The organism is Agrobacterium sp. El2ro-1b (assembly GCF_048298475.1).
In the GTDB taxonomy this organism is placed as follows: domain Bacteria; phylum Pseudomonadota; class Alphaproteobacteria; order Rhizobiales; family Rhizobiaceae; genus Agrobacterium; species Agrobacterium fabrum.
On sequence record NZ_CP103459.1, the window covers coordinates 1,071,628 to 1,083,576 of the forward strand.

At 61.7% G+C, this 11,949-nt stretch carries 10 protein-coding genes; 9 read left to right on the forward strand and 1 reads right to left on the reverse strand.

Annotated elements, in window-relative coordinates:
* Positions 1-470 precede the first annotated feature (470 nt).
* The 5 genes from NYR50_RS19155 to NYR50_RS19175 all read left to right on the forward strand — a co-directional run bounded on the left by NYR50_RS19155 (position 471) and on the right by NYR50_RS19175 (position 7,395).
* Positions 471-899, forward strand: a complete 429-nt coding sequence (locus NYR50_RS19155) for a hypothetical protein (RefSeq protein WP_418137885.1) — start codon at positions 471-473, stop codon at positions 897-899.
* Positions 862-1,389, forward strand: a complete 528-nt coding sequence (locus NYR50_RS19160; protein WP_418137886.1) for a hypothetical protein — start codon at positions 862-864, stop codon at positions 1,387-1,389. The genes NYR50_RS19155 and NYR50_RS19160 overlap by 38 nt, the downstream gene beginning before the upstream one ends.
* Positions 1,390-1,724: 335 nt before the next feature.
* A complete protein-coding gene (locus NYR50_RS19165) occupies positions 1,725-3,767 on the forward strand; it encodes a hydantoinase/oxoprolinase family protein (RefSeq protein WP_418137887.1) in 2,043 nt (680 codons plus the stop codon).
* 2 nt (positions 3,768-3,769) lie between these two features.
* A complete protein-coding gene (locus NYR50_RS19170; protein WP_418137888.1) occupies positions 3,770-5,734 on the forward strand; it encodes a hydantoinase B/oxoprolinase family protein in 1,965 nt (654 codons plus the stop codon).
* A gap of 197 nt (positions 5,735-5,931) precedes the next feature.
* Positions 5,932-7,395, forward strand: coding sequence for an aldehyde dehydrogenase family protein (locus tag NYR50_RS19175; RefSeq protein WP_418137889.1), 1,464 nt, complete (start codon positions 5,932-5,934; stop codon positions 7,393-7,395).
* Between the two features lie 187 nt (positions 7,396-7,582).
* Here NYR50_RS19175 and NYR50_RS19180 read toward each other — a convergent pair whose 3' ends face one another.
* Positions 7,583-8,467, reverse strand: a complete 885-nt coding sequence (locus NYR50_RS19180; protein ID WP_418137890.1) for a LysR family transcriptional regulator — start codon at positions 8,465-8,467, stop codon at positions 7,583-7,585.
* Between the two features lie 146 nt (positions 8,468-8,613).
* Here NYR50_RS19180 and NYR50_RS19185 point away from each other — a divergent pair, with 146 nt between their 5' ends.
* From NYR50_RS19185 to NYR50_RS19200, 4 genes are read left to right on the forward strand one after another with little or no spacing between them, the layout of a single operon-like run.
* Complete coding sequence (locus NYR50_RS19185; protein ID WP_418137891.1) at positions 8,614-8,925, forward strand: (2Fe-2S)-binding protein; 312 nt, start codon at positions 8,614-8,616, stop codon at positions 8,923-8,925.
* On the forward strand, positions 8,904-10,304 hold the full coding sequence (locus tag NYR50_RS19190; RefSeq protein ID WP_418137892.1) for an FAD-dependent oxidoreductase: 1,401 nt from the start codon (positions 8,904-8,906) through the stop codon (positions 10,302-10,304). The genes NYR50_RS19185 and NYR50_RS19190 overlap by 22 nt, the downstream gene beginning before the upstream one ends.
* Positions 10,294-11,427 (forward strand): NAD(P)/FAD-dependent oxidoreductase, encoded by a 1,134-nt coding sequence (locus NYR50_RS19195; protein ID WP_418137893.1) that lies wholly within the window; start codon positions 10,294-10,296, stop codon positions 11,425-11,427. Before NYR50_RS19190 ends, NYR50_RS19195 begins: the two co-directional genes overlap by 11 nt.
* Positions 11,424-11,903 (forward strand): GNAT family N-acetyltransferase, encoded by a 480-nt coding sequence (locus NYR50_RS19200; protein ID WP_418137894.1) that lies wholly within the window; start codon positions 11,424-11,426, stop codon positions 11,901-11,903. The genes NYR50_RS19195 and NYR50_RS19200 overlap by 4 nt, the downstream gene beginning before the upstream one ends.
* Positions 11,904-11,949: the final 46 nt, after the last annotated feature.

The window sequence follows — 11,949 nt, forward strand, 5'->3', positions numbered from 1 at the left end:
TGCGGCCGGTTCTGCTGGCTGGAATAGCCATAGTTGAGCGCTCAGTGCCAGAGATGCTCGAAATGCTTTGCGGACAAATGAGGGGCGGGAATAAGGTGCGTTTCCGCATTGCCATCAACGAGATCATGAGGCGTACCTTCCGATCAACCGCGTCATCTCAACTGCAGTTAATCTGAGAATCTTCCCGGGCAGATTCGCACGTTAACTGCTAAACCGGCTGTAAGCGAGCGGCATTCTTACGGTTAACTGCCAACCGACAGCCGCGTATCCGGCAGCATCCCGAAACGCCTCAATGGAAGGCATCTGGATATTATGTTGGCTCTGCGTACCTGTCTCATAGGTGTCAGGTTTCGCTGTCAATAAAGTCGGCATGAGATACAGAACCGTTAGCTTATCCCGGGGCGTGAAGGCTTTGCAGGGGCGGGCTCGAGCCCGTCCCTGCAAAGCCTTCGGCGCCGTTAGGAGGCCCATTGCCACAGCTCTTCTTTAGCGATCTTTCTGCCGTGCATGGTTCGGTGACGATCGACGGCGTGAAACACGAGTTGGAAGCGGACGAGATCGCGACCGCGCAGAACATCGGGCTCGTCGAGGGGATGTCGTTCATTCTCAGTCGAGATGAAGGCTATGACCAAAACCTCAATCGGTTCCTACGGTCGTGCCCGACCATGGGCGTACGCTCTCTGAACAGCCTTCGCACCTATGCGCGAGACATCGTCGTCTGGATGCGTTTTCTCGAAGAGCGTCGGGGGCGGCAAGCCCGTGTGGGCCGCGACCCGGGACGACATTGCCGCTTTCAATCAAGCCCCGCGCCTATCCAAGCCGCCGTTCCGCATTTCGGCTTCCTCCTGGAACCGAATGATTATGGCTCTCGACAAGCTCTACCGATGGGCCGGCGATGAGAGGATCATCACGACGGCTCCGTTCACCTACAGGCAGCTATGGTTACGAACGTCAATCTCGGGAGCGGTCGCGCCCGCGGCGGTCAACTGCGCCAAGGAGAGCGGCGCTCGCAACGGCGACATGCGCTTCCTGGATCTGCCGCGTTACCTGGGTTTCCGTGACGTCGGATTGCGCGGCAAGCTTCCGGACGGGCAGGAAGACCCGACTTGGCGAGGCCGCAACGGCGCGCGCAATGCCCTGTTTGCGGAACTGCTGATCAAGACAGGTCTGCGATTACAGGAGGCATCCAGTCTGCTGCTGAGCGAGTTGCCAAAGCTGGGCATCGAAACAGGCTCTCCAGCCCGTTCCTTAGCCTTCCGTCTGGCCGCAGCGACGGCAAAAGGATCGCGCGGACGGGACATTCGCACGCCTATTCGCCTGATCAGGCAGCTTCAGGACTATGCCTTGATTGAGCGGCAGAATGCTCTTGGACGTCATCAACGGCGCTGACGTACCTGGCGGATGCCTCGATCGATGGCGGTGGCCGGATATGAGCATCGCGCTTTACGCTTGGCCGAGGGCGATCACACCGTCGGGTCGGCGCCGACCGCTGAGCCCTTCAGAACGGGCTGGAGAGCCGGTTTCGATGGCGGCTTGGGAGGCAGTGTTCACGCGAGCCAGCGCACGATCTCGTCGCTTTGGTTTCGAAGACATGCATGTCACTCCCCGAGAGAGGGCAGTGCCGACCCCACATCATAACCGGGCGTTATGGATCTCGCACAAACATTTCGTGGTGAAACGAGCCGTCAGGCAGCATCCTTGATCGGCACGATAGGAGAATGGGTATGGCATACAGAGTCGGAGTGGATGTTGGCGGATCCTTTACGGACTTTGCCGTGCTCAACGACCAGACAAACGCAATTTCGACACTGAAGGTTTTTTCGCGGCCGGATGCACCGGGCGAAGAGATACTCCTGGCTCTCGATACGCTGGCAGCCCGCGACGGCATCGACCCCGCCGACATCGTCTACTTCACCCATGGCACCACCGTCGGCGTCAACACAGTTATTCAGCGCAACGGCCATGACATTGCACTGTTCACCACCCGGAACTTCGAGGACGTGCTGGAAGTGGCTCGCCTGAAGATCCCGCAGATCCACAATCTCTATTCCGTCCGTCCCGCCCCACTGATCCCGCGTGACCGAGTGTTCGGCATTGCCGAGCGCACACTGGCGACTGGAAGCGTCCAGACGTCGCCGCAGCACAGCGACGTCGCGCGTGCCGTCGAGGCAGCCCTCGTTGCCGGTTGCAAGGGCATAGTTCTGTCGTTTTTGAATTCCTATCGCAATCCCAAGAACGAGCAGGTTGTCGCAGCAATGATTGCGCAGATCGCGCCTGGCCTGCAGGTGGTTTCCTCGGCGGAGACATGGCCGGTCATCCGTGAGTTCGAGCGCACCGTAACCGCCGTCATCAGCGGTTACGTGCAACCGCGCGTCTCCCACTACCTCGACCGCTTCGAGACAGTCTTGCGCAGCAAGGGCGTCGCCTGCCCATTGCTGATCACCAAGACCAATGGCGGCGTAATGGGGATCGATCAGGCCCGTTCGGAATGCGTGCAGATGATTCTGTCCGGCACAGCATCCGGTGTAATCGGGGCCGGTTACCTGGCAAAGGCCAGCGGCTTTGACCGCATAATGAGCCTCGATATTGGCGGAACCAGTGCCGACGTCGCCGTCATTGTCGATGGCGAAGCTCAATATGGCACCGGCGAGCTTATCGGCGACTTCCATATCCACGTCCCCTCGGTATCGGTGAGTTCCGTCGGCCAAGGCGGCGGCTCTGTTGCCTGGCTGGATGGGCTCGGACTGTTGCAGGTTGGTCCGGAAAGTGCCGGTTCCACCCCTGGGCCCGCCTGCTACGGACGCGGCGGCCAGAAGCCGACAATCACCGATGCAATGGCAGCATCCAACCTGATCGGTCATGTGCCACTTGGCTATGGCGCTGTCAGCGTCGACCACGGGGCCGCCCGGGCAGCTCTTGCGCCACTGGCGAAAGGGCTCGAGACGAGTGTCGAGGAACTGGCCGGAAACCTCATCGAAATCTCTGTCTCGGGCATGTATGCCGAGGTCAGCGCGCTCGTATCGCGCTATGCCATCGACCCGCGTGAATTCCACCTGTTCGCCTTTGGCGGTGCTGGCGCCATGCTGGCCTGCTTCCTCGCCCGAGAGCTTGATATGAAGGGCGTTATCGTCCCGCCGACACCGGGCGTCGTCTCGGCGCTCGGCGGCTTGATCGCCGACCTGAAGAACGACTTTATCCGTACCGCTTACTGCGAAGTGACCGAGGAGACATTGCCGTCGCTTACGGCGTCGCTCGTTGAACTGGAAAGCAAGGCGCGCGCTTGGCTGACATCGCAGGGCCACGAAGGGCAAAGTGAGATCCGGCTTTCGGCCGACATGCGGTATCTTGGGCAGTCCTTCGAGATCGAGACGCCATTACGGTCGGAGTGGCTGACAAGTGGCAAGGCGCGTGCCGTCTCGGATGCGTTCCACCAGGAACATGCCCGGCTCTACGGCCATGCAGACGAGACAGCGGCCGTGCAGATGGTCAATCTACGCCTGGTGATATCAGGGGCAACGCAGAAGCCGCAGTTGCCGAAGGCGAAGACCGCCGAAGCACCGCCAACGCCACGCTTCGAGGTCGAGGCATGGTTCGGCGGCAAGCCTGCGACCACCGCCGTCTATCACCGTGACGACCTCGCGGCCGGCCATTACTTCCAGGGCCCGGCGGTCGTCGCTCAGGATGACACCACCACCGTCGTCCCCCCAGAATTCCACGTGACTGTCGATCACTTCGGCAACCTCGTCATTACCCGGCAGGAGATCTGAACATGGCCATCGACCGTCGCAATTTGAAAGTGCTCGCCAACTTCTGCTCGGCTGCAGCCGATGCCATGGCGTTCACGCTGATGCGCACCGCCCACTCAGCTTTCGTCAAGGAGACGGAGGACTTCTCCTGCCAGATCGTGACGCGCGAAGGACTGGCCTTCGCCAATCCTCGTCAGTTCGGGGCGCCGTGGTATAGCGGCATCGACTATGCGCCGCTGCTGTCGATGTTCGACGATTATGCCGAAGGCGACATCTGCCTGACCAACGACCCCTATAGCGGCTTCGTCGCCACGCATTCGCCGGATATCCATGTCTGGAAGCCAGTGTTCTCCGAAGGCAGGATCGCCTGCTTCGTCGTCGGCCATATCCACAACACCGATGTCGGTGGCGCCGTCCCTGCCTCGCTGTCGCGCTCGCTTAGCGAGATCGAGCAGGAAGGCTTGCGCATTCCGCCGGTCAAGCTGGTCCAGAACGGCGTAACCAACCGCTTTGTCGAAGAGATGATCCGCGTCAATGTCCGGCTTCCGGATCAAAACCTCGGCGACCTGCACGCGCAGATTGCCTCGCTGAATGTCGGCGAGCGCAAGATCGGCGACATCATCCGCCGCTTCGGCTTCGATGCCTTCACGGAAGGTATCGACCAGATCCTCGACTATGCCGAGGCGCAGACGCGGCAGATTCTGTCTAACGTGCCCGACGGGGATTACTTTTTTGCCGATTATGCCGACGAGGACGCCGTCAGCGGCAAGCCCTGCCGCGTGGCTTTGACACTGAAGATCCGGGGCGACGAGGTGATCCTCGACTATACAGGATCCGACCCGCAGCTCGGCTCGTCGCTCAACATGCCGACCGGCGGGCGCGAGCGCCATCCACTGGTGATGGTCGGCCTGACCTATGTGCTCTACACGCTCGACAACAGCCTGCTGCTGAATGCAGGCACGCTGCGCCCTGCCCGCGCCGTGCTGCCGGTAGGTACGATCGTCAACTGCACCCGTCCGGCCGCAGTCGGCATGCGTTCGCTGACCTGCGCGATGACGCAGATCGTCACGCTTGGCGCCTTCGTGCAGGCCATCCCGGATCTGATGCCGGCTGCATCCCCCGGCGGCAATGCGATTATGAACGTCAAGACCAGCGCCAGAAACGGTCGTCCGGTCATGGCCTCTATCGGCCCGGTCGGCGGTGGCGGTGGCGGGGCGCCCGGTTGCGACGGAAGCGATGGCGCCGGCGGGGCGACCGGTTTTTTGCGCAACACACCGATCGAGATCAGCGAAGCCGAAGTGCCGATCCGCTTCCTGCGTTATGGCCTCGAAGCCGATACAGGCGCACCGGGGCGCTATCGCGGTGGCCTGTCGGCGGTGATGGAATTCGAGATCTCCGCGCCGGAAACCGTGGTCACGGCGCGCAACCGCAACCGTTCGATCATGCCCGGGTGGGGTGTCAACGGCGCGCAGCCCGGTACGGTGTCGCGTTTCCTGCGCAACCCTGGCCGCGAGGATGAGATCTCGCTCGGCAATACCGATGTAGTCCATTGTGGTCCCGGCGACGTTATTCGCGTTGTCGGTCCGGGTGCCGGCGGCTACGGTGATCCGTTCACCCGTGCTCCTGAACTGGTGCTCGCCGATGTCCGCAAGGGCGCTGTCTCCATCACAAGCGCGGCCGACGATTATGGCGTAATCCTCAAGGATGGCGTCGTCGATGCCGCCGCAACCGCAGAAAGGCGCGCAACACGGCCCATCTCGATCGAGAAGATCACCCACGGGGCCGAGCGCAAGGCGTTCGAAGCTGTCTGGACCGAGGAGCGCTACCGGCATCTCACCGACTTCCTGACGTCAGCTCCGATCGGATGGCGATTCTTCCTCAAGCAGCAGACGTTTGAGGCCGTTGACAGACTTGTCGCCGACACGCGTCCCGTTGCCAAGCAGATGCAGGGCATCTTTGCCGAGATGCGTAGCCGCTACGAGATATGAAGCTGATTCTTGCAGTTGCTTCGAGCCCATTGAACACTGCAACAATCTCTTTCTTTTGCCCTGCCCTAAGCCGCGGCAAACGAATTGACTGCCGATCGCGGGCAGAACGGGAGAAACGTTGGGGCAGGCATGCCTGACAACGCATGCTGCTCGCTTCTTGCCGGTAGCCTGTCCCAAAAGCATTGCGAGGATGCGTCATGACACTCAGTTTCGATCCGAATACGATCTCCCTGCCAATCGGCCACTTCATCGGTGGGCAGTTCGTTACGGCAACAGGGGCAATCGACATGCGCCGTCCCTCCGACGGCAATGCCTATGCCGGCTGCCCAGTCGCCAATGAAGCAATCGTCGATCAGGCCGTACAGATGGCTAAGACAGCGCTGAAGACGAGCAACTGGGGCGGAATCCGCCCCCGCGAGCGCACGCGCATAATGCAGCGCTGGGCCGATTTGATTGAGGCCAAGGCTGAAACGCTCGCCAAGATCGAGGCGCTCTCCTCGACACGGCCGGTCGGCCATCTGGTGGCCGGCGATATTGCCGTGACCGCCGAGCAGATCCGCTTCTTCGCTGAATTCGCCGACAAGGAAGGCAGCGACCTCGTGCCGACCGATGATGCGAGCTTCGGCATGATCGTTACCGAACCCTATGGCGTCGTCGGCGCGATCACGCCGTGGAACTTTCCAGTTTCCATGGCGGCGTGGAAGCTCGGCCCTGCCCTTGCCGCTGGCAATGCCATCGTCCTCAAGCCATCCGAGATGACACCGTTTTCCTCAATCTATCTCGCGCAACTGGCTGCCGAGGCCGGCATACCTGCCGGCCTGATCAACATCGTGCTGGGCGATGGCCAGATCACAGGCAAAGCCATCACCGGCCACCCCGATATCGCCAAGGTTAGCTTCACCGGTTCGACCGCAGCAGGCTCGGCCATCATGAGCAACATCGCGCGCACGGGCGTCAAGCCGATGACGCTTGAGCTTGGCGGTAAGAGTCCGCAGCTGGTTTTTGCCGATGCGGATCTACAGAAATCGGCAAAGGCGATCGCCCGAAGCATCCTTTCCAACGCCGGGCAGGCCTGTGTCGCGGCCTCGCGACTCATCGTCGAAGCCAGTGTCGCCGACGAAGTCGTCACGCTTATCCTCAATGAAATGAGATCCGTTCGCGCCGGGCCGACGTGGGATGCCGCGAGCCAATATTCACCGATCATCTCCGAGCGGCAGCGGGACCGGATCGACAGCATCGTCCAGGCGGCGGTTGCAGCCGGTGGCGAATGCCTGATCGGCGGTGGCCCGATGGACGGCGCCGGCTATTTCTACGCTCCGACGCTGATTGCTAATGTCGGTCAGACGTCACCTGCAGTCACCGAAGAAATCTTCGGCCCGGTGCTGACGATGCAGACATTTTCGACCGACGAAGAGGCGTTGGCGCTCGCCGATCACCCGATCTACGGCCTCGCGGCCGGCCTCTTCACTCGCGATCTTTCCAGGGCGATCCGTTTTTCGCGTGATATCCAGGCCGGAACTATCTGGGTCAATAGATATGGCCGCTCACGCGATCACATCCTGCCAACCGGCGGCTACAAACGCTCCGGAATCGGCAAGGATCTCGGCCGCGACGCCTATCTCGCCAATCGCAAGAGCAAGAGCGTGCTCATCAGCCTCTGATATCGGAAGGTACCTTTCCAATTCCAATGCATGATCCCGGTCACGGCTTCGGAATCGGCCGAGCGTGGCCACCTGCTCACCGATCGCGATCGCGATCGGAACCCTTACCATCCGGACCGTTTTGAGGATCTGCCTGGGGCAAGGTCGCAGACTCCTGAGGCGACACCAGCGGCCTGTGACCAACGCGCTAGCGCAGTTTCAGGGCGTCGCGAATATCCTGCAAAAGCGGCCGGTAGAAGCGCGACAGAGGCCGCGCCGAATTGGTCGATATGGCGAAATTCATCATGATCGACGGCACGAACGGCCGCGCGACGAGACCGTCGAAACGCTCCCACGGCACAATTCCGTCCACAAGCGCGATGCCGAGGCCGGCCTGAACCAGCGGCGCAACGGTGATTGACGACGAGATCTGGATGGTGATCTGCCGGTGGGCGCCGATTGCCGTGAACGCATCGTCCAACGGACCGCCTATATCGGCCGCATGCGACCCGTAGGAGATCAGCGGACGACCGGCGAGATCGGCAGCGGTGATCTCATCGCGCTCGGCCAGCGGATCATCGGCGGGCATGACTGCCACAATGCCAACGGTGGCCAGGATCTCACTTTTGACCGTTGGCGCCTGAATGGTCGACATGGTCAGGCCGAGGTCGATATCGCCGATCAGCAACTGTTCGGTGATTTCGCGCTTCGGCAAGCTGTGCAACTGCACCTTGACCGTCGGATGCTTGGCATGGAACGCGGCAAGCGCCCTCGGCAAAACCGAAAACGTCACCGGCTGGCTGGCGCCGACGCGCAGCAGACCGATCTTGCGCTCGCCGATCGTGCGGGTCAGTTCCTTCAGCACTTCAATTTCGCGAAAGACCCGATCGGCGTCACTGTAGAGCAGATGGGCCTCCGCTGTCGGCGACAGGCGGCCGCCGATCCGCTCGAACAGCTTGTAGCCGAGGACGCTTTCCAGATGCTGCAACACCTTGCTAACGGCCGGCTGTGAGACTGCAAGCGAATTGGCAGCCGCCGTTAGCGAACCATCTCGCATGATCGCCCTGAAAACCTCAAGCTGCCGCGCATTCATACAGTCATCGCCTTTCGTATCTCGATAATGGTATAACCTTAGGTTAGAGATTGGGCAACGTTTGCAATTGGTCCAATTGTGCCTCCATCGGCACACTCCAGAATGCGGTCTTTCGACGTTTCGGACCGCGACGGAGAGGAATTTGCATGACCGCCCGTTTCAGACGTCTTGCCGAAACCGACCGCAAGGCCATAACCCTGACTATCGACCGGCAGTCCGTCGAGGCGCTGGAAGGCGACACGCTACTGGTGGCGCTGATGCTATCGGTCGGCCACGCCCGTTTCTCGGACTTCGGCGATGGCGAGCGGGCCGGCTTCTGCATGATGGGCGCTTGCCAGGATTGCTGGGTCTGGACCGAGGACGGCGATCGCCTGCGGGCCTGTTCCACCACGGTTGCACCCGGCCTTCGTCTCACCACCAGCCAGCCGGAGGACCTATGGCCACCGATCCCCGTATGACGCCCCATATTGTCATCGTTGGTGCCGGACCGGCCGGCGTGCGTGCTGCAGAGACATTGCTGCAGGCCGGCATTCGCCCGATCGTGATCGACGATGCCGAGCGTAGCGGCGGCCAGATCTACCGCCGTCAGCCGGCTCATTTCCGCCGCAGCTACGAGACGCTATACGGTAGCGAAGCCAGCAAGGCCGAGGACCTGCACCAGACATTCGACCGCATTCGCCCCAAGATCGACTACCGACCGAACGCGCTCGCCTGGGGCATGCTCGATGGCAAGCTTCACGTAACCGCCGATGGCGCCACAACGGCGATCGTCTATGATGCTCTCATTTTGGCGACGGGTGCGACCGACCGCATATTGCCACTTCCCGGCTGGACGCTGCCGGGCGTTTATTCGCTCGGCGCATCGCAGATCGCATTGAAGGCGCAGGGCTGCGCCATTGGCGAGCATGTCGTGTTCTTGGGCACCGGTCCCCTACTCTATCTCGTCGCCTACCAGTATCTGAAAGCTGGCAACCCGCCGGTGGCCGTGCTGGACACATCGTCGTTTCGCGATCATCTCGCCGGCTTTTCAGGCATGACAGCGCGACCAGAACAGATCATCAAGGGTATCAGCTACATCCGCGCACTGAAGGCCGCCGGCGTCGAGATCCACACCGGCGCAACGCCGCTATCGATCCTCGGCAGAGCTTCTTCCGGCGTCAGCAGCATTCGCTTCGAAAGCCGGGGCAAGGTCAAGGAACGGCAATGCAATGCCGTTGGTATGGGCTATCATCTGCGCAGCGAGAGCCAGCTTGCCGACCTCGCAGGTTGTAAGTTCGGCTTTGATCCGCTGTCGCGACAGTGGTTTCCGCAGACAGACGCGATGGGGCGCAGTTCCGTCGAGCACGTCTATCTGGCCGGTGATGGCGTTCGTCTGCTCGGAGCGGATGGCGCGGAATTGGGCGGCACGCTTGCGGCCCTGGCGCTGCTGGCCGATCGAAATCACGATGTCTCAAACCGCGACGTGCAGACGCTGCTGCGGCTCAGCAGAAAGCATCGGCGTTTTGCCGATGGCCTCCAGAAGGCCTTTCCCTGGCCGCAACGACTGGCCGCCAGCATTCCTGACGAAACTCTGGTCTGCCGATGCGAAGCGATCACGGCAGGTGAACTGCGCGCGGCCGCTGGCCCGTTCGACGCACCGGAAGTCAACCGCGCCAAGGCTTTTTCGCGCGTCGGCATGGGCCGTTGTCAAGGGCGCTACTGCGGCCAAGCCAGCCAGGAGATCGTCGCCGCAGCCAGGCAGGTGCCTGTCGAGACTGCGGGCCGGCTGCGTGGACAGGCGCCAGTGAAGCCGATCGCGATCTCAACCACGGCATGGGATGGCGCAGATGAAGAATAGACAGGCCGACGTGTTGATCGTCGGCGGCGGCTTGGTCGGCTCCGCCGCAGCATTCTTTCTGCGCCAGCGCGGCCGTTCGGTGATCCTACTGGAACGTTTTTTGGTCGGCCAACAGGCCAGCGGCACGAATTTCGGCAACGTCCGGCGCCAGGGTCGCTATCTCCGGCAATTGCCGCTCGCCAATCGATCACGCGAGATCTGGGAGAATATCCCGAAATTGACCGGCAGCGATGTCGAATTCCTCCAGGTCGGCCACATTCGTTTTGCCTGGCGCGATGAGCAGATTGCAGCGATCGAGGACTACGCCCGCAACGCCAGCGAGTTCGGGCTCGACCTGGAGATCATCGGCAAGGCGGCCCTGCGTGCACGATTCCCGTTTTCCGGCGACGAGGCCGTCGCGGGCTCGTTTTCGCCGCTGGACGGGCATGCCAATCCACGGCTAGCGGCACCGGCCTTTGCGCGTGCGGCCCGACGCGACGGCGCCACCGTGATCGAAAACTGCGAGGTCCTCAGCCTGGAGAAGGTCGGCGACGACTTCGTCGCGCAGACGGCGCAGGGCGAATTTCGCGCGCCGAGCGTGCTGGTCGCCAGCGGCGCCTGGGGCGGAAGGCTATCAGAAGCCTTCGGCGAAACCGTGCCGATCACCCCGGGGGGCCCCCAGATGGGCGTCACCGAACCGGCGCCGTACTTCATCAAGCCGGTGGTCGGCGTTTCGACCAAACGCCCCGAGGAGGTGATGTACCTGCGCCAGATCCCGCGTGGCAACGTGATCTTCGGTGGCGTCAAACGCAGGCCGGCCGCGCTCGACGAGCAGCGCGCCAAATATAGCCCGGCATGCTTGCTGCCACAATTTGCCCAGTTGACGCGCCTTGTTCCGGCGCTCAAGCATCTGAAGATCATCAGGACATGGTCGGGTGTCGAAGGGTATATGAGCGATGACCTGCCGATCATGGGGCGATCAGGGAGGGTGAGTGGCCTCTACTATGCCTTCGGCTTCTGCGGGCACGGCTTCCAGCTCGGGCCGGGCGTCGGCGATGTGATGGCGGAGTTGATTGACACCGGGTCGACACGCACGCCGATCGAGGATTTCTGCATTCAGCGCTTTGCGGCAAAGGGATCATGATGGAACTGCAGCATTTCGAAAGCCGGGAGTACAGCTGGCCGTTCGGGGATTACACAGTCAGCACCGAGCGAAGTCGGCTAGATACCCGCGCATTACTTGACCATTTCCACGCCGAAGCTTATTGGGCGAAAGACCTCGAATTCGCGCGCTTCGACACCGCCATCCGCAGCTCGCTGCCGATCGGCGTCTACGGCGCCGATGGTGCGCTTGCCGGCTTCTGCCGGGTGGTGACCGATGGCGCGATGTTTGCCTATCTGCGCGACGTGCTGGTGCTGGAAGCCCATCGCGGCAAGGGCCTCGGCAGGGCACTATCGCAGCATGCAATCGAGCATCCCGACCTGACCTATGTGAACTACTGGCTGCTGCGCACCAATGATGCACACAGCGTCTATGCCAAATTCGGCTTCACGGCGCTACCCGATGCCGACACGTTCATGATCCGTCGCACCGACAAGATTACATGGCAGGAAACGTGAGCAATGACTTGCATTGCACATCTATCAATACGCATGCCGCGACCGG

Excerpts from the sequence above, each read along its gene's own strand:
- NYR50_RS19160 (WP_418137886.1), top strand. The coding sequence starts at position 862 with ATGGCTCTCGACAAGCTCTACCGATGGGCCGGCGATGAGAGGATCATC.
- NYR50_RS19165 (WP_418137887.1), top strand. The coding sequence starts at position 1,725 with ATGGCATACAGAGTCGGAGTGGATGTTGGCGGATCCTTTACGGACTTT.
- NYR50_RS19170 (WP_418137888.1), top strand. The coding sequence starts at position 3,770 with ATGGCCATCGACCGTCGCAATTTGAAAGTGCTCGCCAACTTCTGCTCG.
- NYR50_RS19175 (WP_418137889.1), top strand. The coding sequence starts at position 5,932 with ATGACACTCAGTTTCGATCCGAATACGATCTCCCTGCCAATCGGCCAC.
- NYR50_RS19180 (WP_418137890.1), bottom strand. The coding sequence starts at position 8,467 with ATGAATGCGCGGCAGCTTGAGGTTTTCAGGGCGATCATGCGAGATGGT.
- NYR50_RS19185 (WP_418137891.1), top strand. The coding sequence starts at position 8,614 with ATGACCGCCCGTTTCAGACGTCTTGCCGAAACCGACCGCAAGGCCATA.
- NYR50_RS19190 (WP_418137892.1), top strand. The coding sequence starts at position 8,904 with ATGGCCACCGATCCCCGTATGACGCCCCATATTGTCATCGTTGGTGCC.
- NYR50_RS19195 (WP_418137893.1), top strand. The coding sequence starts at position 10,294 with ATGAAGAATAGACAGGCCGACGTGTTGATCGTCGGCGGCGGCTTGGTC.
- NYR50_RS19200 (WP_418137894.1), top strand. The coding sequence starts at position 11,424 with ATGATGGAACTGCAGCATTTCGAAAGCCGGGAGTACAGCTGGCCGTTC.